Source organism: Hymenobacter lucidus (assembly GCF_020447265.1).
In the GTDB taxonomy this organism is placed as follows: Bacteria; Bacteroidota; Bacteroidia; order Cytophagales; family Hymenobacteraceae; genus Hymenobacter; species Hymenobacter lucidus.
This window is the reverse complement of record NZ_JAJADR010000002.1, coordinates 772,980-790,988: the sequence shown is the minus strand read 5'-3', so window position 1 is coordinate 790,988 and position 18,009 is coordinate 772,980. Positions and strand designations below refer to the sequence as shown.

The 18,009-nt window shown below is 59.2% G+C and carries 18 protein-coding genes; 7 read left to right on the top strand and 11 right to left on the bottom strand.

Annotation, left to right across the window (positions count from 1 at the left end; all coding sequences use genetic code 11):
* Window positions 1–2 precede the first annotated feature (2 nt).
* Both LGH74_RS10125 and LGH74_RS10120 read left to right on the top strand, forming a co-directional pair.
* The gene (locus LGH74_RS10125) at window positions 3–3,191 is read left to right on the top strand and encodes an efflux RND transporter permease subunit (RefSeq protein WP_226175297.1); all 3,189 of its coding nucleotides are present in this window, start codon (window positions 3–5) and stop codon (window positions 3,189–3,191) included.
* The gene (locus LGH74_RS10120) at window positions 3,184–4,623 is read left to right on the top strand and encodes a TolC family protein (RefSeq protein WP_226175294.1); all 1,440 of its coding nucleotides are present in this window, start codon (window positions 3,184–3,186) and stop codon (window positions 4,621–4,623) included. Before LGH74_RS10125 ends, LGH74_RS10120 begins: the two co-directional genes overlap by 8 nt.
* A gap of 8 nt (window positions 4,624–4,631) precedes the next feature.
* Here LGH74_RS10120 and LGH74_RS10115 read toward each other — a convergent pair whose 3' ends face one another.
* Together LGH74_RS10115 and LGH74_RS10110 are read right to left on the bottom strand one after the other, a co-directional pair.
* Entirely contained in the window at window positions 4,632–5,195 is a 564-nt protein-coding gene (locus LGH74_RS10115; protein WP_226175292.1) for a GNAT family N-acetyltransferase, read from the bottom strand.
* An 11-nt stretch (window positions 5,196–5,206) separates the two neighbouring features.
* The gene (locus LGH74_RS10110) at window positions 5,207–6,406 is read right to left on the bottom strand and encodes a zinc dependent phospholipase C family protein (RefSeq protein ID WP_226175290.1); all 1,200 of its coding nucleotides are present in this window, start codon (window positions 6,404–6,406) and stop codon (window positions 5,207–5,209) included.
* 247 nt (window positions 6,407–6,653) lie between these two features.
* On the opposite strand from LGH74_RS10110, the gene LGH74_RS10105 reads away from it, so the two are divergent.
* Window positions 6,654–7,691, top strand: a complete 1,038-nt coding sequence (locus LGH74_RS10105; protein WP_226175288.1) for a hypothetical protein — start codon at window positions 6,654–6,656, stop codon at window positions 7,689–7,691.
* Between the two features lie 5 nt (window positions 7,692–7,696).
* Here LGH74_RS10105 and LGH74_RS10100 read toward each other — a convergent pair whose 3' ends face one another.
* Together LGH74_RS10100 and LGH74_RS10095 are read right to left on the bottom strand one after the other, a co-directional pair.
* Window positions 7,697–8,206 carry a CinA family protein gene (locus tag LGH74_RS10100; RefSeq protein WP_226175286.1) on the bottom strand — a complete coding sequence of 170 codons (510 nt, stop codon included), beginning with the start codon at window positions 8,204–8,206 and terminating at the stop codon, window positions 7,697–7,699.
* A gap of 207 nt (window positions 8,207–8,413) precedes the next feature.
* Window positions 8,414–9,712 (bottom strand): metal-dependent hydrolase family protein, encoded by a 1,299-nt coding sequence (locus LGH74_RS10095; RefSeq protein WP_226175284.1) that lies wholly within the window; start codon window positions 9,710–9,712, stop codon window positions 8,414–8,416.
* A 150-nt stretch (window positions 9,713–9,862) separates the two neighbouring features.
* Between LGH74_RS10095 and LGH74_RS10090 the strand changes: the two genes are divergently transcribed.
* Window positions 9,863–10,123 (top strand): acyl-CoA-binding protein, encoded by a 261-nt coding sequence (locus tag LGH74_RS10090; protein ID WP_226175283.1) that lies wholly within the window; start codon window positions 9,863–9,865, stop codon window positions 10,121–10,123.
* 217 nt (window positions 10,124–10,340) lie between these two features.
* Here LGH74_RS10090 and LGH74_RS10085 read toward each other — a convergent pair whose 3' ends face one another.
* From LGH74_RS10085 to LGH74_RS10075, 3 genes are read right to left on the bottom strand one after another with little or no spacing between them, the layout of a single operon-like run.
* On the bottom strand, window positions 10,341–10,562 hold the full coding sequence (locus tag LGH74_RS10085; RefSeq protein ID WP_100334891.1) for a CDGSH iron-sulfur domain-containing protein: 222 nt from the start codon (window positions 10,560–10,562) through the stop codon (window positions 10,341–10,343).
* Window positions 10,563–10,611: 49 nt separating this feature from the next.
* Complete coding sequence (locus tag LGH74_RS10080) at window positions 10,612–11,115, bottom strand: YybH family protein (protein ID WP_226175281.1); 504 nt, start codon at window positions 11,113–11,115, stop codon at window positions 10,612–10,614.
* Between the two features lie 38 nt (window positions 11,116–11,153).
* Window positions 11,154–11,672, bottom strand: a complete 519-nt coding sequence (locus LGH74_RS10075) for a GNAT family N-acetyltransferase (protein WP_226175279.1) — start codon at window positions 11,670–11,672, stop codon at window positions 11,154–11,156.
* Window positions 11,673–11,810: 138 nt separating this feature from the next.
* Here LGH74_RS10075 and LGH74_RS10070 point away from each other — a divergent pair, with 138 nt between their 5' ends.
* Complete coding sequence (locus LGH74_RS10070) at window positions 11,811–12,473, top strand: DUF6565 domain-containing protein (RefSeq protein WP_226175277.1); 663 nt, start codon at window positions 11,811–11,813, stop codon at window positions 12,471–12,473.
* A 101-nt stretch (window positions 12,474–12,574) separates the two neighbouring features.
* Here the strand turns inward: LGH74_RS10070 and LGH74_RS10065 are convergent, their stop codons facing one another.
* Complete coding sequence (locus LGH74_RS10065; protein ID WP_226175275.1) at window positions 12,575–13,018, bottom strand: hypothetical protein; 444 nt, start codon at window positions 13,016–13,018, stop codon at window positions 12,575–12,577.
* Window positions 13,019–13,287: 269 nt separating this feature from the next.
* On the opposite strand from LGH74_RS10065, the gene LGH74_RS10060 reads away from it, so the two are divergent.
* The gene (locus LGH74_RS10060) at window positions 13,288–13,911 is read left to right on the top strand and encodes a deoxynucleoside kinase (RefSeq protein ID WP_226175273.1); all 624 of its coding nucleotides are present in this window, start codon (window positions 13,288–13,290) and stop codon (window positions 13,909–13,911) included.
* A 106-nt stretch (window positions 13,912–14,017) separates the two neighbouring features.
* Here the strand turns inward: LGH74_RS10060 and LGH74_RS10055 are convergent, their stop codons facing one another.
* Window positions 14,018–14,689, bottom strand: a complete 672-nt coding sequence (locus LGH74_RS10055; protein WP_226175271.1) for a DUF2461 domain-containing protein — start codon at window positions 14,687–14,689, stop codon at window positions 14,018–14,020.
* A gap of 207 nt (window positions 14,690–14,896) precedes the next feature.
* Here LGH74_RS10055 and LGH74_RS10050 point away from each other — a divergent pair, with 207 nt between their 5' ends.
* Window positions 14,897–15,937 (top strand): RtcB family protein, encoded by a 1,041-nt coding sequence (locus LGH74_RS10050; protein ID WP_226175269.1) that lies wholly within the window; start codon window positions 14,897–14,899, stop codon window positions 15,935–15,937.
* Window positions 15,938–16,058: 121 nt separating this feature from the next.
* On the opposite strand, the gene LGH74_RS10045 is transcribed toward LGH74_RS10050, so the two are convergent.
* The gene (locus tag LGH74_RS10045) at window positions 16,059–16,871 is read right to left on the bottom strand and encodes a DUF547 domain-containing protein (RefSeq protein WP_226175267.1); all 813 of its coding nucleotides are present in this window, start codon (window positions 16,869–16,871) and stop codon (window positions 16,059–16,061) included.
* A 275-nt stretch (window positions 16,872–17,146) separates the two neighbouring features.
* Window positions 17,147–17,962, bottom strand: a complete 816-nt coding sequence (locus LGH74_RS10040; protein WP_226175265.1) for an MOSC domain-containing protein — start codon at window positions 17,960–17,962, stop codon at window positions 17,147–17,149.
* Window positions 17,963–18,009: the final 47 nt, after the last annotated feature.

Below are 18,009 nucleotides of genomic sequence, written 5' to 3'. Positions count from 1 at the left end.
ATATGTTTAGTAGATTCCTTCGTCGCCCCGTGTTTGCCATCGTCATATCGGTGGTAATCATGTTCCTGGGCATGCTGGCTATCAAGACGCTGCCCACGTCTCAGTTTCCCGAGATTTCGCCGCCTATGGTGATGGTCAGCACGGCGTATCCAGGCGCCAGCGCCAAGGTGCTCACCGAATCGGTGCTTATTCCGCTGGAGCAGGCCATTAACGGCGTGCCCGGCATGAAGTACATGACCTCCGACGCCGTGTCGGCCGGGGAAGCCAACATCCAGATTGTCTTCAACCTGGGCACCGACCCCGAGCAGGCGGTAGTGAACGTAAACACCCGCATTGCCCAGATTCTGAACCGCCTGCCCACGCTGGTGCAGCGCGAGGGCGTGGTGGTAAACCGCGTGGTGCCCAACATGCTGATGTATGTGAACCTCTACAGCAAAGACAAGAATACCGACATGCGGTACCTCTTCAACTTTGCTGGGGTAAACATGCTGCCCGAAATTCAGCGCATCGATGGTATCGGGCGGGCCAGCATCCTGGGCTCCCGGCAGTATGCCATGCGCGTGTGGCTCAAGCCCGACCGAATGCGGGCCTACAACCTGTCGGTGGACGACGTGATGGAAGCCCTCAACGACCAGAGCGTGATTGGCTCCCCGGGCCGCATCGGCCGCTCCGATGGCAAGGAGGCCTCGGCGCTGGAGTACGTGCTGACCTACAAGGGCCGCTTCAACGACGTGGAGGAGTATAAGAACGTCATCATCAAGGCCAACTCCAACGGCGAAACCCTGCGCCTCAAGGACGTGGCAAACGTGGAGCTGGGCTCGGAATTCTACGACATCTACTCCAACCTCGACGGCTACCCTTCGGCCGCCATTATGCTCAAGCAAACCTACGGCTCTAATGCCTCCGACGTGATTAAAAGCGTGAAGGCCAAGCTGGAAGAGCTGAAGAAAACCATGCCGCCGGGCATGGATTACAAGATCAGCTACGACGTGTCGAACTTCCTCGACGCGTCCACCGAAAACGTAATTCACACCCTGCGCGACGCCTTTATTCTGGTGGCCATCGTGGTGTTCCTGTTCCTAGGCGACTGGCGCTCCACGCTCATCCCGATTATTGCCGTGCCGGTGTCGCTCGTGGGCGCCTTCATTGCCATGCAGGCCTTTGGGATGACCATCAACATGATTACCCTGTTTGCGCTGGTGCTGGCCATCGGCATCGTGGTCGACGATGCCATTGTGGTAGTGGAAGCGGTGCACGCCAAAATGGAGGAAAAGCACCTTTCGCCCTATGGCGCGGTGCGCGAAGTAGTAGGTGAAATCAGCGGGGCCATCATTGCCATTACCATCCTGATGACGGCCGTATTCGTGCCGGTGGCCTTTATGAGCGGTCCGGTGGGCATTTTCTACCGGCAGTTTTCCATTACGATGGCCTCATCCATTGTCATTTCCGGCATCGTGGCCCTGACGCTGACGCCGGTGCTCTGCGCCATGATTCTGAAGAACAACCACGGCCAGCCCCGCAAGAAAACGCCCATCAACCGCTTCATCGATTGGTTTAACCGCGGCTTCGAGCGCCTGACCGGCCACTACACCAACTTCCTGGAGAAGGTAGTCGACCGCCGCATCTTCACCTTCCTGATCCTGATTGCCTTCGGCGCGGGCATTTTCGGCATCTCGTCTACGTTGCCCACCGGCTTCATCCCGGCCGAGGATCAGGGCATGCTCTACGCCATTATCCAGACGCCGCCCGGCTCCACGCTGGAGCGCACCAACGCCTTGTCGCAGCAGCTTTCCAAGCTAGCCGAAAAGGTGCCCGGCATCGAAAGCATTTCGTCGCTGGCTGGTTACGAAGTACTTACCGAAGGCCGCGGCTCCAACGCCGGCACGCTGCTCATCAGCCTCAAGCCCTGGTCGGAGCGCAAGGAGTCGGTGCACGATATCGTGATGAGCCTGGAGGAAAAGGCCAAGGAAATTCCGGGCGCGACCATCGAATTCTTCGAGCCGCCGGCAGTGCCGGGCTACGGCGCGGCGGGTGGCTTCCAGCTGCAGCTGCTCGACAAAACCAGCACCGGCGACTATAAGGCGCTGGAAAAGGTGAACGAGGACTTTATGGCCGAGCTCAAAAAGCGCAAGGAACTAGCCGGGCTATTTACCTTCTTCTCGGCCAACTATCCGCAGTACGAGCTGCAGATCGACAACCAGCTGGCCATGCAGAAAGGCGTGAGCATTGGCAACGCCATGAACACGCTCAGCATCATGATCGGCTCGACCTACGAGCTGGGCTTCATCAAGTACCAGCGCTTTTTCAAAGTGTTTGTGCAAGCCTCGCCCGAGTACCGCCGCCTGCCCAAAGACGTGCTGGATATGTGGGTGAAAAACGACAAGGGCGAGATGGTGCCGCTGTCGGCCTTCATGAAGATCGTGAAAAGCCAGGGCGCCAACGAAATCAACCGCTACAATATGTATCCCACGGCCTCCATCCGCGGCGACGCGGCTGCCGGCTTCAGCTCGGGTGAAGCCATCAAGGCGGTGCAAGAAGTGGCGGCTAAAACCCTGCCCCGCGGCTACGATATCGACTGGGGCGGCCTGTCGAAAGATGAGGCAAGCCGCGGCAACGAGGCCATTTACATCTTCCTGGTGGTGCTGGCCTTCGTGTATCTGGTGCTGGCCGCGCAGTATGAAAGCTTTCTGCTGCCGCTGGCTGTTATTTTCTCCCTGCCGGCCGGCATTTTCGGCTCCTTTTTGCTGATCAAAACCCTGGGCCTAGCCAACAACATCTACGCCCAGGTAGGCCTGGTTATGCTGGTGGGGTTGCTGGGTAAAAACGCAGTGCTCATCGTGGAGTTTGCGGTGCAGAAGCACGAGGAGGGCATGAGCGTGCGGGCCGCGGCCATTGAAGGCGCCAAGGTGCGTTTCCGCCCCATTCTGATGACTTCCTTCGCCTTCATTGCCGGCCTGATTCCGTTGGTGCTGGCCCACGGCGCGGGTGCCATCGGCAACCGCACCATCGGTACCTCAGCCCTGGGCGGCATGCTGTTCGGTACCATTTTCGGCGTCATCATCGTGCCGGGCCTGTACTACATTTTTGGCACGCTGGCCGCCGGCCGCAAGCTCATCGGGGACGAGAATGAACACCCTCTGTCCGAATTCGAGCCCCACGTTATAGTTGAAGAAGTTGAGACTCATGCTTAAGAAACGCATTTATCAAAGCCTGAGCGCGGCTTGCCTGACGCTGGCCGTGGGTGCCTGCAAAGCCCCCACGCTGGTGCAGAAAACGGAGAGCCGCGCCGTGCCCGCCAGCTTCACCGGCAGCCCATCCACGGACTCGACCAACGTGACCCGGATGCCGTGGCAGGAGTTTTTCACCGACCCCAGCCTGGTGGCCCTCATCGATACGGCCCTACTGCGCAACCAGGAGCTAAATATCACGCGCCAGGAAATCGAAATTGCCCGCCAGGAAGTGCGGGCCCGCAAGGGCGAATATCTGCCCACGGTGGGCCTGGGCATTGGCGCGGGCGTTGAAAAAGCGGCCCGCTACACGCTGCCGGGGGCCACGGAGGAAAGTATCGACATCAAGCCCGCCCGCGCCACGCCCGACCCGCTAACCAACTTCCAAGTGGCCGCCCTGGCCAGCTGGGAAGTGGATATCTGGCACAAGCTGCGCAACGCCCGCCAGGCCGCCGCGGCGCGCTACCTAGCTTCGGTGGAAGGTAAAAACTTCACCGTGACTAATCTGGTAGCTGAAATTGCCAACTCGTACTACGAGCTGCTGGCCCTCGACAACCAGTTGGCCATCATCCGGCAAAACCTTGAAAATCAAAGCAACGCGCTGAAGGCGGTGCGCCTGCAAAAGGATGCGGCCCGGGTAACCGAGCTGGCCGTGCGCCGCTTCGAGGCGCAGGTGCACCACACCCAGGCCATTCAGTACGCCATTCAGCAGCGCATCACGGAAACGGAAAACCGCATCAACTTCTTGGCGGGTCGTTACCCGCAGCCGGTAGTGCGCAACGATGCTTCGTTCAATGACCTGGTGCCCAAAGCCATGCAGGCCGGCGTACCCGCCCAGCTGCTGCAAAACCGCCCCGACGTGCGGCAGGCCGAGCAGAATCTGGTGGCCGCCAAACTGGACGTGCAGGTGGCCCGGGCCAATTTCTACCCGTCGCTGCGCATCACCGGAGCCGTCGGCTCGGCCGCCTTCCAGCCCGGCCTATTGGCCACGCTGCCTGAGTCGGTGCTGCTGTCGGTAGCGGGTGATATGGCCGCGCCGCTCATCAACAAGAACGGCATTAAGGCCACGTACTACGGCGCCAACGCCCGCCAGACTCAGGCCGTGTACAACTACGAGCGGACGGTGCTCAATGCCTACGTGGAGGTGGCCAACCAACTGGCCAGCATCAGTAATCTGGCCAAGGCGTACGATGAGAAGTCTCGGGAAGTGGAAGCCCTGAATCAGTCGAGCACGATTTCCAGCAGCCTGTTCAACTCCGCCCGCGCCGACTACACCGAGGTGCTCTTCACCCAGCGCGACGCCCTGGAATCGAAGTTCGACCTGGTCGAAACCAAGATGCAGCAGCTCAACGCTACCGTGAATGTGTACCGGGCTCTGGGCGGCGGCTGGAAGTAGGAAGTGCGCTATCCGTGGGCCTGGGCATCTCCTGCGGTGCGGGCCAGCCAGGCGGTTTTGGCTATTTCGTACACGAAGTTGAGCCGGGTTGGCTCGCCGTAATAGGCCAGCTCCTGCTCGGCAACCTTGGTGGCGCCCAGCCGCTGAATGGCAATCTGGGAGCGGACGTTGCCGGCCCCGATGTGAAACCGCACCGTATCGACGTACTGAAACAGGTAGTCCAGCAGTAGTGCTTTTACCGCCTGGTTGATGCCCTGGCCCCAGTACTGCGTGCCGTAAAATGTGTAGCCGATCAGGATGCTGTTGTCCTGCGGGTCGTAGTCGTAGAGCCGAGTACTGCCCATGGTGGCGCCCGTGGCTTTATCTACTATCTTGAAGGCACCCCGGCTGAGCATCGCGCCCTCAAAAAAGGTGCTGAATACCTCTTTTTGCCAACGGTCCTTATTGGGGTGCTGCTCCCAGATTTTAGGGTCGGCGGCCACGGCGTATAAATCTACAAAGTCCGCCTGCTGCAAGGGGAGCAGGCGGACTTTGTCGTTTTCCAGGTGGGGTTGCAGGGAGAAGTCAGGCATGGCCAATGGCGCTAGTTCCAGCCGTCATTTTCCTTTTTCTCCTCCTTCTTTTTCTTCTCCTTCCGCTTGGTGCTGCCCTCGTCGGTTTTGGTTTTCACCTTCACCTTTTCCGGCTCCACAACCGGCGTAGTGGCGGGAGTAGGAGCGGGGGCAGCCGGCGCGGGCGTGTCTACGATGGCCGGGGCCATATCCTGGGCTGAGTTGATCTGATCGGCTTTTTCCACGGCTTTTTCCTTGTGGAAAGCCAGCAGCAAATCCTGGGTAATCAGCTCATTCTTGTCCCAGGCCTTGAGCTCCAGGGCCAGCTTCTCCTTTTCCTCCTTGCTCGGCTTTTTGCCCAACAGGTTATCCAGGTCGGGCTTGCCCGCGTCCTGCCAGGCCGAAAGCCACATCGAGGCTACCATTGTGGGCGCCTGCTTGAGGCGGTAGGCTACCTGCGCACCTACTTCCTTGTTGTAGGCATCGGCGAAGGCGTCGGAATAGGCGCGGCGGGTTTTTCCGTACTTGTGCGAGAAGGTGTACTTGGTTTCGTTGGTGAAAGTGCGCGTCACCTTTTCCTCCTTGTCGAAGGTGTCGCCCAGAAAGCCGTACGACTCCTGCACCACCGTCCAGATGGAGCGGAGCGGGTCTTTCAGGTACTCGGCCTTCTCGCTGTCGAGCTTCCAGTCGGCCAGGTGGCGCTCCGGTAGCTTCGATTCCCAGAGGCTGTGCATGCCGTGCTGGTTGGTAAGCTGCCCGTCGTAGTTTACGGTGGTGTGCAGCGGCACGTAGGCATCGGCTACGTAGTGGCCCAGCTCGGCCGAGAGGCGCACAATGGCCGCCGAATCACGCTGGCGGAAGGCCTGGGTCAATGATTCCTTGGTTTCGAGCACTACCCACGGCACGGTGCCGTACTTGCGCAGCGTATCGGCCGAATATTTGGCAATGGCTTTTTCCCAGAGCTTGGGCATGGCCCCGAACGGGTCGTCGCCAAAGTGGTCCATGTCGATGTAGTGCCGCGGGGCTTCTTTGGGGTCGTCGTCGCGCCGCTCATCGGGGGCGGTAGCCAGCCGCACGATTTCCGGCAGGTGCCGGTAGTAAAACCCCTGCATCGATTTGGGCAGGGTATACACGGCTATCTGGTTGATGGTGCGGTGGGCCAAAAAGCCCCAGCCCGACGAGAAAAACGGGCAGAGCAGCACCAGCGCCAACGTGAGTAAATGCTTTTTCATAGGAGAAAATGAAGCCCGGACAGAAGGCCCCGCGAAGGTCGGAATTTTGCACTGAAAAAGTATGGGTCAGTTATTAGTTGTTCGTTGTCAGTTGTTAGCTGTTGGGCAACGATTGTGCGTTATTGCCAGAGCCGGGCGTCGGGCCGGTTACTGGGGCCGGGCTCCGGCATTTACCTGGCCACGGGTAGCTGACTTGTACCTTCGCCCAATAACTGACAACGGACAACGAACAACTATCAACTATTCCATGACGCTCATATCCAAAAAGAAGATCCACTATACCATCAGCAAGGAGCTGCGCGCCTACCTGCACGAGTACGACCGGGAAAGCCGCCTGCCCGTGACATACCGCGACCTGCTGCGCTACAGTGGCTCATTTCCGCTGATGGACCGCAACGGCCGCGACACGCTCTGGCAAACCGTTTTTTATGAGCCCAGCACGCTGGTGGAGCTGTCGGCGGGGCTGGCCGAGGTGTATGCCCTGCTCCGCACCGACGGCGACCTATCGTTTACCGACCACCTGCTGGCCGACCGTATCGACTACTGTCAGTTTGGCAACAGTAACCCGTTTCGGGTGCGTATTGTGAACCAGCTCAACGACAACTACGACTATTTCTACGTGAAGCAGGCCGATGCCTCGCGCGTGTACGGCCTGGAGCTGGAGCATTTGCTCTCGCCAAACCGCATCAACTACCTCGTCTGCGGCGACTCGCTCATCGAGGAGCACATTGCCGGTATTCCCGGCGACGACTTCATTCGCGACCATCTCAAGCGGCCCCACCTGAATCAGGTGCGTATTGCCAAGGAGTTCGTTAAGTTCAACGAGCGGTGCTTTGCCCGCCTGCTCGGCGATATGCGGGCCTACAACTACGTCATCATTGCCACCCCCGACTTCGAGGATGAGCAGTACCGCGTGCGCTCCATCGACTTCGACCAGCAGAGTTACGAGGGCAAGAAAAACATGTACCTGCCCCAGTTTTTCAAGGACAACCGCAAGGTGGTGCAGATGTGCAGTCAGCTGCTCAAAACCGAAACCATCCGGCAGTACCAGGCCGAGGAACGCACCCTCATTGCCCGGCGCGTGCGCCTGGAGCGCTACCGCCTGAAGGCCCTGATGGATGTGATGCGGCGCGACGAAACCTCAACGCCCGAAAAAACCGCCCAGCTCAAGCAGCAGCTCAATCAGCACTACGCCACCACCGCCTTCGACCGGTGCCGCAGCATGGGCGACGTGGTACACCAAAACCTGAAAATGATGCTGCTGGCCCGTCCGCGCCCCGAATAACTGGCTTATTCGGTCAGCTTTTCCTGGTCGGGCGGGAACCGGTCGAGCAGTTCGCCCAGCTTGCGGTACACGAAATCCACGGCCTGCTGGCGCACGCTCTGGCAGCTGCCCTGAAATTCTTGCCGGTGCTCCTCGGCCCGGTTCTGGTAGAGAAACGTGAAAAACAGCGTGCCAGCGGGCTTTTCGTCGGTTTCGGAACCCCCGGCGGCGCACAGGCCCGTGACGGCCACGCACACGTCGGCCCCCAGCTTTTTGTGGAGGCCCATCACCATCTCATTCGTCACCTGCTGCGACTCGGCCGTGTATACATCCAGCGTTTGCCGGCTCACGCCCAGCAGCTTGTGCTTGGCCTCGGGATGATACGTAACGATAGAGCCCAACAGTACGCTGCTGGCGCCCTCGGCTTCTACCAGCCCCGAGGGCAACATGCCAGCCGTGCAGCTTTCGGCAAAAGCCAGGGTGAGCTTGTATTGGATAAAGCGTTTTACGAGAGCAGAAATTTCAGCTGGTTTCATAAAGAATAAAGGAGCCGTACCCGCTGCTATACTGGATTTTTGCCGTTAGGTTGGCCCCGCGCCGGTAAGCTCGACTATGATAATAGTGCAATAAGCTCGTCGGTAATGGCTTGCGGCAGGCCTGGCATAGTGCCTACTCGTCGGCCTAAAAACGTCAGGCCCGCCGCGTCACCGGGCAGGCCTGAAGCGAGGAGCTGCTCAGGAAATTTACTCCTGCCGGTACACCACGCCCTGCTTCATTACGAAGCGCACCCGTTGCATGACCTTGATATCCTGGGTCGGGTCGCCGTCCACGGCCACTACGTCGGCCAGCTTGCCGGCTTCCAGCGTGCCCAGATTGTCGCTCTGGCCCAGCAGCTCGGCCGCCGACGCGGTAGCGGCCCGTAGCGCCTCGTAGGCGGGCATGCCGGCTTCTACCATGTACTGAAACTCCAGCGCATTCACGCCGTGGCGGTACACGGAGGCATCGGTGCCAAACGCAATTTTCACCCCGGCCTTGTAGGCGCGGCCAAACGTGCCCTGCAGCTTGGGGCCAATGGCCAGGGCCTTGGGCGTCACCAGCGGCGGGTAGTAGTTCGGAATCCGGGCCGAGTCGGCCACCGACTTGCCGGCTGTGATAGTGGGCACGTACCAAGTCCCGAATTTCTTCATGAGCTTCATCGTCTCGTCGTCCATCAGCGTGCCGTGCTCAATGCTAACCACCCCGGCCCGGATGGCGCGCTTCATACCCTCGGCCCCGTGGGCGTGGCAGGCCACTTGCAGGCCCAAATCCCGCGCTGTTTCTACTACCGCCTTTATTTCGTCCTCGGTCATCTGGGCGCTGCTGCCGTCTTTGGCCACGCTGAGTACCCCGCCAGTGGAGGCTATCTTGATCAAATCGGAGCCGCGCTTGTACTGCTCGCGCACAGCCTGCCGGCACTGGTCGGGTCCGTTAGCCACCCCATCCACGGGGCCCGGCATGCCCATCAGATCCTGGCGGTAGCCGTTGGTGGGGTCCATGTGGCCGCCGGTGCCGGATATGGCTTTGCCCGCCGTAAAGATGCGCGGCCCCGTCACCTGCCCGCGGTTGATGGCGTTGCGCAAGGCCACATTCACGCCCGAACCGCCCAGGTCGCGCACCGTCGTGAAGCCGGCCAGCAGGGTTTTGCGGGCGTGGTCGAGCGAGCCGAACGCTACGTCGGCCGGGTTTTCGGTCAATTCCTTCAGAAAGCCATCCTTGCTGGTTTCGCCTTCCAGGTGCACGTGGCAGTCGATAAGGCCCGGTAGCACGGTCTTGTTTTTCAGGTCGATAACTACCTCCGTGCCGCTGCCGGCAGTGTAACCGCTCTGTACGGCCACTACCCGGCCTTTTTCTACCACGATAGTCATTTCGGTCTGGGTCTGGGCTTTGCCGGCGCGCATATCGAGCAGACGGCCGCAGTGCAGGTAGGTTTTCTGGGCAAAAGCCGAAGCCAGGGGCAGCACGCAGAACAAAGCCGCCAGGGCCGGGAGTCGAAATCGGGGCATAGGGAAGAGGTTAGCAGTGGGAGGGAAGCAGCCAAGGTACAACATAGATTTACGCTGCATGCCGCCTACATCCGCCGGATTCCGTACCTTGACGCCGGCCCTGCTTTCCTGGGGCCGGTATCCGCAACTAACTCCTATTTTCCCGCTTTCATGGCCACTCCCGAAGAATTCGAAGCCGCTGCTCAGCGCGCTCAGCAACTGCCTACCAAGCCCAACAACATGGTGCTGCTCCAGATGTATGCCCTCTACAAGCAAGCCTCCGAAGGCGACGTAACCGGCGACCGGCCCGGTGGCTTCGACTTCAAAGGCATTGCCAAATACGACGCCTGGGCCAGCCTCAGCGGCAAAAGTCAGGACGATGCCCGCCAGGAATACGTGGACCTGATCAATTCCCTCTTCCAAGGCGCATAAGTCTCGCCTTGCTGAGAAGAAAACGTGTCATTGCGAGGCGTGAGCCGAAGCAATCCGTCCTCTGCGCAGTACGTCCTGTCCTTTTACCAGAAAGCCCTTTCCCGCATACGCAGGAAAGGGCTTTTCACTTCAGGATACTCGGCACATTTCAGAGGACGGATTGCCGCGCTTCGCTCGCAATGACACGTCTTTCTGCAACGACAGGCTTTAGCTACATCTATACTTTAGGCGCGGGCAGGTCGAAGGCTTCGGCGTTGTGCTCGAAGTGGCCTTTGTGCGAACCGTCGCAAAAGGGCTTGTTTTTCGATAGGCCGCAGCGGCAGATGCTGATTCGCTCCCGGCCCGCCAGGCCGTAGGGCTGGCCCTGGGCGTCTACGAGTTCGAAGTCGCCCTCCACGCGGAGGGAGCCGTTGCTGAGGACGGTAAGTTTGGTAGCCATACGGGAAGAAAAATCGGGTGATGAAGAGATGGTGGGTAAGCGGAAGGCGTTAATCGAGACAATTTTTACCGGCGCACGAAAGGGGCGTGTAGGTAGCCGACAAGATGGTCCAGGCGTTGTTTTCGAACTTCCACATCAGCCAGTATTTGCCGATGATGCGGTTTTTAGCCTTGTCCTGGGTGTCGGTCCAGGCCTGGGCCCATTCGCCGGTTTCGTAGGCCAGCTGGCCCTGGTCGCTCAGCTCCACGTTCATGGTGCGGTTCATCCAGGTCACATCGGGGCGCTGGCGGAAGCGGCTGCGAAACCACTGGCGGGCCGCTGCTTCGCTGGTGCGGCTGCCAGTGGCCGTGCTCACCGTGATGCCGGGGTTAAACAAGCCGTATAGCGCCGTGGTGTCGCGGCTATTGAAGGCGCGGTTCCAGGTTTCACTGCGGGCCTTGATCAGCTCCAGATGCTTTTGCTTGAGAATCTGGCCCATGCTCAGGTGGCTGACCAGCACGCACATAGCCGCGCTTAGCAAGCCGCGGCGCGAAAGAAAAGTAGAAAAGCCCATACGGGAAACGAAAAGGAAAAAGCTCAAAGACTGCGCAATTACGCTAGTTCTTTGCGCATTACGTAGTCATTCATCCAATAAGGCCCGATGGCAATGTCTTCCTCGCGGTGACGCTGAAAGCCCAGACGCTCATAAAAGGAAATAGCGGGATTGTGGCGGTTGACGTTCAGCTCCAGAGTTTTACCGCCGATTTGCCGCACGGATTGCTCAGCGGCTTCAATCAAATTCTGGCCCAGACCCTGGCCCTGGTGGGAAGGCAGAATGTAGATTTTGTGCAGCTTAAACAGCTCGTCGCCGGCGGGCAGGCGCGAAAAAGACGCGTAGCCGGCCGGATGCCCGTCGGCGTAGAGCAGCAGGAAGGTGTGGCCTTCTTCGCTGATTTGGCGCTGGAGGGAAGTAGGCGTGTAAATCACGCGGTACATGTACTCGATTTGCTCCTTCGAAACGATGAAGCGGTACGTCGGCTCCCAGGTGGCTTCGGCCAACTGGATAATCGTCGGAATATCGGCCAGCGTGGCGGGCTGAATAGTAATTGCAGTAGGATTGGAAGCAGACATATGGTGCAAAAACGGCATTTTTTAGCGAAAAAACGAACCCCCGCCGCCTCAAACCACGTTTTGGGTCAGAAATTGCCAGTACGCATACGCGGGCCGCTTGGCCCGTCGTTTGACTTTCTTCGTCCTCTACCCCGTCCTATGAAACGATTCCTGCTTCCGATAACTCTGCTGGCCGCCGGCCTCAGCGGTACGCCGCTGGCTGCTACGGCTCAGCAAAAATCAACCCCGGCCAAGCAGCCCACCGCCTCCACCCCCTCGGCCATCGAGCGGGACCTGGATGTGTTCAGCGACTGGGTGAACGATAAGCTGGACCGCGCCGAAGTGGGCGTCAAGCGCGAATTGCCCCGCATCAAGGAGGACTTCGAGCGCCAGAGCAAGCGCCTCGATACGGCCATCGACAGCCTTTCGAACCAGAGCAAGCGCGAGTATTCGACCCAGAAGAAGCGCTACCAGAATTGGGAATCCAAGCAGGATAGCCTGGATGCAGCGGCTCGTAAGCCCGAAACGGCCAGTGCCGCTCAGCGCCGCCTGCTCAACGAAACCGTGACCATCAGTAAGGCCCGCGCCAACGAGCTGCCCGAACTCTACCTGCACCTGCTCGAAACCACCCGGGAGCAGCGCCGCGGCTGGACGCAGGCCGATTGGAGCGCCGCCAGTACCGTGCTGGAGCGCCTTAATGCCCGCTACGAGCAGGTGCGCGAGCAGCTGCCGCTGGAAGAGCGGGTCCGTATCCGGTCGTTACAAGCCGAGTTTCGCACCCTGGAAAAAGCCCGCGACGCGAAGGACCTGATGAAGGAGTAGTTAATTCTGAAGTTGAGTCCAACCAACCGGATAAGCTAAAGGGTGCCCGAGCGGGCACCCTTTTTTTGTTTCGTCTTTGCCTTTGTAGGAAGCCTTGTGCGCTAGGCCGCCGCGTGCTGCCGCCGCAGCCATTCCAGGGCGGTGCTTACATCGTAGAAAAGCTGAATGGGCAGGTGCTGCCCAACGTGCTCAGCAAACTCGACGCTGATAAACTGATTCTGCAGATCGGGGGAAAAAACGTAGGCAAAGGCCCGCAGGCCTTCTTCCATGGCCACCGGCAGCCATTCGTATTCCAGCCAGGGCAGGGCCTCCGACCAGTCGCCGGTGGAGTCGGTTTTGTCGTTGAGCAGCAGTGGACAGTGGTATTGCTGCTGAATGGGCCCGGCGGCCTTAGCTACTTTGATGACTTCGAGGCCTGTGAGGTTGCCAGTCCAGCGGATGTAGAGCAGCTGCTGGTCGGGGTAGTGACGAAAGGAGGCAATGAGCTGGCCGTGGTCGTCGACCACCGTTCCAAGTTCAAGATAAGACGTGGATAGGCTCGTCATAAAAGGGGAGGCGGGTAGGCAGGGCGGGAGTATGAAACGGGGCAGGAATAAGGGCCAAAGCGGCCCCAATAGGAACGTTAGATACTGAAAAACGAGCAAACAGCCAGCCGGGCGGTTGCCATAGTGGCCGGAAGTGCTAGACTATTAAGATACATTATTTTACATAGCAAAACCAGGATATTTTCGGGCCGCGTTTTGATGCGGGCGGTTGGCTGGTTTCCGCTACTTTTGTGGGCTCTTTTTTCGTTTCGCACCCCGCACCCCCGCTCATGCACATTGCAATCGTCGGCAACATTGGCGCCGGCAAAACCACGCTGGCTAACAAACTGGCGCATCATTTTAACTGGGAAGTATTCCTGGAGGATGTCGACCACAATCCTTATCTGAAGGATTTTTACGATGATATGCCGCGCTGGGCATTTCACCTGCAGGTTTATTTTCTGAACAGCCGCTTCCGCCAGACCCAGCACATCAAGAAGCTGCAGAGTGCCAGCAAGGGCGTTATCCAGGACCGCACGATTTATGAGGACGCCCACATTTTTGCGGCTAACCTGCACGAATCGGGATTGATGAGCGAGCGGGACTACCAGAACTATCTGGCCCTGTTCGAGTCGATGATCAGCATGGTAGACCCGCCGGACTTGCTGCTCTACCTCAAAGCCGACTTGCCCAAGCTCATTCAGCAAATCGACAAGCGCAACCGCGACTACGAGAACAACATCAAGATTGAGTACCTCAAAAACCTCAACGAGAATTACGAGCGGTGGATTAGCAACTATAAATTTGGCAAGCTGCTGATTGTGGATGTGAACAACCTCGACTACGTGAACAATCCCGAAGATCTGGGTATCATCATCGAGAAGATCAACAGCACCCTGTTCGGCCTGTTTTAGCGCCGAAGCAACTATCGAAAAGAATAAAAAAAGGCCCAATGACAGCTCAGCGGGCCTTTTTTATGCAATCTGGAATCCCAAACCAAATACCCCTGATTCCTACTGCTTAAGCCTCCGTCATGGCTTCGTTCAGGAACTGCACCCAGGGCTGGGCAGCCTGCCAGGCTGTGATGACGCGGTCCAAGAAATCGGGGCGCAGCACTTCCTCGTCGGAGAAGGAGCGCCACACGAAGAAGCTTTTCAGCCGTAGCCACTCGATGTCGGGGTCGGTGCGGTCGTAGCCTTTGGGGGCGGTGCGCAGGCTCTGGCTCAGGTCGAGGCCCGCGGGGAACTCGCGCAGCAGAGCCGCGTCCTGGCGTAGGGCGTGAAAGGTATCGGGCGAGTAGTGAATTTCCTGGCGGATGCGGGCCAGCTGGGCGGGCTCAGGCATCCAGCGGCCGGCGCCCACGTAGGTTTCGCCGCCGGGCTCGAGGGCTATGAAGTAGCCGGCCCACGGGCTGTGCCGGCCGCCGGGCTTCAGGCCCGAGCCCATGTGGCGCTTATAGGGCTCGTTGCTTTGCTGAAACCGGTCGTTTTTATTGATGCGGAACATCACATCCGAGGGCTTGAGGCCGGTGAGACCCAGCTCGAAGCTTTGGCCGCGCCGCAGCAGCTCGGCGGTCAGCTCGGTGAAAATGGCGCGGGCCTGGTGGTAGTCGGCGCGGTGGGCATCCATCCAAGACTTATGATTGTTGGCGGCCAGCTCGCGCAGAAACGTGAGAACGAAGTGTCTATCCATAGAGGAAGGCTAACACCAAAACCCGGAAAAAAGCGCCTTGGTGGGGAGAAATACCGCTGAAATAGCCGACAATTTGTCAAGCCGGCTGAATCACATATTTTTCTACCTTTGTCGCGGCCTATGCTGAGGCCCTCAACTCGCGCGCATTATGCGGCTGCTTCCCGGCGCGCGTCCTTTTAATTTCTGTTATCTCCTAAAGAAGACCTCGTGCAAACAGTCTACTTTACGGATCGTAGCGGCGTGGAGCAGAACGCGCTACAGTCCCTTCTCGCCTTCGAGGAAAAAGAAAACATCGGGCCAATTGCCGCTTTTCCCGATATCCACTACTGCTCCGAACGTTCCATTCCGGTAGGGGTGGCCTTTCAAACCACCGATGTTTTTTACCCGCTGGTAACGGGCAAGGATATGGGTTGCGGCGTGGCTTACCTGCGCATTCCCCGGCAGGAAGTATTACGCCCCTTCGACAAAGCCCGGCACTACCGCGCCCTGGAGCGGGAGGTGCACCGCATGACGGAAGAGGGCCTGGGCGGCGGCAACCACTTTCTGGCGCTGGAGTCCTCGGCCGACTATCTGTACCTCATCGTGCACACCGGCAGCCGCAACCTGGGCATTTATATGTACCAGCACAACTGCAGCCTGCTTGAGCAGCACAATCCTGGCCACGAGTGGCTGCCCATGGAAGTGGCCACGCCTGACTACCGCCAAGAGTACGAGCGGGTGCTGCGCTACGCGGCCGGTCGGCGTCGGGAATTTCTGGATAAAACCTATGACTTCCTGCGGCGCAACCAGTATGTGGCTGCTGGTACGCCCGTATTTGCCGACAGCTGCCACAACCTGCTGGAGTTTACCGCCGAGGGCGTCATTCACCGCAAGGGCAGTACGCAGCTAGTGGGCGAGGGCGAGGTCGTTATTCCGCTTTCCATGAGCCGGGGCTCCCTGATTGTGAAGCCCAACTGCTGGCATCCGGCGCTACAGCAGGCCCTCTGGAGCTGCGCGCACGGGGCTGGCCGCCGGTATAGCCGCACCGATACGCTCAAGTTCTGGCATTCGCTCAAGAAGGCGGAAAAGGACGCGTACCGTCAACGCTTTGCGGAGCTGCTGAACCGGCAGGGCGACTTCGACAGTAGCATTCTGCAGGAGTTCGACTTCGCCTACAAAGACTCGGCCGCGCTGCTGGCTAACCAGCCCCACCTGATCCGGTGCGACGAAACCCGGCCCATCGTGACGGTGAAATTTACCGGGGTGTAGCTGAGCGGCCGGTTGACCGGAAACGCGCGGTAAGCCAGCCTATTCGCCCGGACTGTAGAATGCTAAAACCGGTTCAAGAATTCAAAGGGCTGAATTGGCTCCTTGGGTTCTTGAACCGGTTTTAGCGTTGGCGCAGGGCCTGCGTATCGGGTGTGGGCTTGCGGTTATTCAGGGCCCAGTCGAAGGGCAGAAACTCGATGGTGGCCGTGGGTTCGATTTTGACAGTTGAGTAGCGGTTGAGGAAGGCAATCAGCTTGGGGCCTTCGCCAAACTCGGCGGCATACCAATCAAATAGGCTGGAGAGGCGCACGTTGGTGGCCGTAAGCTGGTTGAGGCCAGTGCGGTTGAGAAAGAGGCGGGCCTGGGCGTCGAGCTGCTGGTTGAGCAGGGCGCCGTCGTAGGCTTCGTTGAGCAGGGGTGGCGAAGAGGTGGCGGCGCACACGAGGGCGAAATGCACGCGCGCATCCTGAAACCGGGGCCGCAGAATCTCCTTTTCAATGGCGTTGAGCGAGTAGTTTTTGCCGCCTACGTTCACCGCATCCGCCTCCCAGGCCGACTTGTAGCCCTTGAGCACCTTCACCCGGATTTCGTTCATGCTGGCTACCGGGTAGTATTGCAGCACTGTGTAAATGGTGGCCGCGTTGTACACGTTCAGCCAGTAAGCTTCAATTTCTGCTTTCGACCACTTGGCTTCGTCGGGCGCCGTTTTGCGGATCGTCTGCAGGTACGCGTCGAGCTGTTCTTCATCTTCCAGAAAGCCTTCATAGTCGACCATTCCTTCCCGCGTCACGTGGCGGTGCAGCAGCTCGTTCCAGGGGGCGTGCAGGGCCTGGGCGGCCGGGCCGGGCGGCGTGGGCTGGGCAGCCAGCACGGGCAGGACACAAAACCAGGTCAGGAGTACCGAAAACCAGGTGGCAGCAAAGGAATTCTTCATGCGCAAAATAGGCGGCGGGGAGGGAAGGGCGGCAAAGACGGCAAAGAACAAAACGGAGCGGGCTGATGGGGCCGCCAACTGCCAGCAACTCAAAAAGTCGAAAGCAGCATAAGTTGAATTATTTACGGTTTCAATTGATTTTCAAAGCTAACGTGAATTTCCATAAGCAGCAAAAAGCACCGTTAACTTTTTGATAGCACAGAACTTGGCTCTAACCGGCCATGCTGGCGCAGTAGAATAAGGAACCCTTCTTACAGTCAGCAGCTCCACTTTCTTTAGGCCAAATGGCTACGAACGGTCAGTTCGTCGCCGAGGCGCAACACGCCGGTGCTCGGTCCGGTGGCGTTCTGCCCAAACATGACCTTGTTGCCCTGGGTGCGGTAGGTGGCTAAGGTGCGGAGCGGCTCGGCACTTTTTTGGGCAGTTTCCTGGTCGATGGTGGTGACGACGCACCGGCCGCAGGGCCGCACGCCCTGGAATGGCAGCCCGCCGATGTGAAAGTCGCGCCAGGTTTCTTCCTCGTAGGGCGTCCCGCCGCTGAACACCAGGTTGGGGCGGAAACGGTCCATGGGTACGGGCTGTGCCAGGCGCGCGTTCAGCTCCTGCAACGACGACTCGCCGATAACTAGAAACGGGTAGGCATCGGCGAAGCTTACATTGCCGGCTACCGCGCCGCCGTCGGTGCCGCGCATCACCATATCCGACATGTATACCAGTCGGCACACGCGGCCCAGGGCGTCGGTCAGCCAGGCATCGGCGGCGGGAGTACCGCGCCAGGCAAACACCATATCGTCCCAGATGGTGACGAACAACGTGCGCTCGGGCGTGGCTTCGAAGGGCACGTAGAGCGGTAGTAGCTCGGGGCGGCCGGTGTGGGTCAGCAGAAAGCCGTTGTAGGCCGGCAGCACTTTCAGCAGGGCCATTTCAGCTGTTTGGCGCTGGGTCATAAACTGATTCCGCTCGTCCACAATCAGCCAGCGCCGGTCGTGGCGCAGGCCGCGGGCCTCCACCACGGCTTCCGTAACGCGGATACCGCCCAGGGACTTGACGGGGTAAATGTAGAGGTCGGAGAGGATGAGAGGAGCGGCCATAGCCCAAAGGTAAGCAGCTAGGCAACGTAGGCGAAGCTCCGGTGGAA

Excerpts from the sequence above, each read along its gene's own strand:
- LGH74_RS10125 (WP_226175297.1), top strand. The coding sequence starts at position 3 with ATGTTTAGTAGATTCCTTCGTCGCCCCGTGTTTGCCATCGTCATATCG.
- LGH74_RS10120 (WP_226175294.1), top strand. The coding sequence starts at position 3,184 with ATGCTTAAGAAACGCATTTATCAAAGCCTGAGCGCGGCTTGCCTGACG.
- LGH74_RS10115 (WP_226175292.1), bottom strand. The coding sequence starts at position 5,195 with ATGCCTGACTTCTCCCTGCAACCCCACCTGGAAAACGACAAAGTCCGC.
- LGH74_RS10110 (WP_226175290.1), bottom strand. The coding sequence starts at position 6,406 with ATGAAAAAGCATTTACTCACGTTGGCGCTGGTGCTGCTCTGCCCGTTT.
- LGH74_RS10105 (WP_226175288.1), top strand. The coding sequence starts at position 6,654 with ATGACGCTCATATCCAAAAAGAAGATCCACTATACCATCAGCAAGGAG.
- LGH74_RS10100 (WP_226175286.1), bottom strand. The coding sequence starts at position 8,206 with ATGAAACCAGCTGAAATTTCTGCTCTCGTAAAACGCTTTATCCAATAC.
- LGH74_RS10095 (WP_226175284.1), bottom strand. The coding sequence starts at position 9,712 with ATGCCCCGATTTCGACTCCCGGCCCTGGCGGCTTTGTTCTGCGTGCTG.
- LGH74_RS10090 (WP_226175283.1), top strand. The coding sequence starts at position 9,863 with ATGGCCACTCCCGAAGAATTCGAAGCCGCTGCTCAGCGCGCTCAGCAA.
- LGH74_RS10085 (WP_100334891.1), bottom strand. The coding sequence starts at position 10,562 with ATGGCTACCAAACTTACCGTCCTCAGCAACGGCTCCCTCCGCGTGGAG.
- LGH74_RS10080 (WP_226175281.1), bottom strand. The coding sequence starts at position 11,115 with ATGGGCTTTTCTACTTTTCTTTCGCGCCGCGGCTTGCTAAGCGCGGCT.
- LGH74_RS10075 (WP_226175279.1), bottom strand. The coding sequence starts at position 11,672 with ATGTCTGCTTCCAATCCTACTGCAATTACTATTCAGCCCGCCACGCTG.
- LGH74_RS10070 (WP_226175277.1), top strand. The coding sequence starts at position 11,811 with ATGAAACGATTCCTGCTTCCGATAACTCTGCTGGCCGCCGGCCTCAGC.
- LGH74_RS10065 (WP_226175275.1), bottom strand. The coding sequence starts at position 13,018 with ATGACGAGCCTATCCACGTCTTATCTTGAACTTGGAACGGTGGTCGAC.
- LGH74_RS10060 (WP_226175273.1), top strand. The coding sequence starts at position 13,288 with ATGCACATTGCAATCGTCGGCAACATTGGCGCCGGCAAAACCACGCTG.
- LGH74_RS10055 (WP_226175271.1), bottom strand. The coding sequence starts at position 14,689 with ATGGATAGACACTTCGTTCTCACGTTTCTGCGCGAGCTGGCCGCCAAC.
- LGH74_RS10045 (WP_226175267.1), bottom strand. The coding sequence starts at position 16,871 with ATGAAGAATTCCTTTGCTGCCACCTGGTTTTCGGTACTCCTGACCTGG.
- LGH74_RS10040 (WP_226175265.1), bottom strand. The coding sequence starts at position 17,962 with ATGGCCGCTCCTCTCATCCTCTCCGACCTCTACATTTACCCCGTCAAG.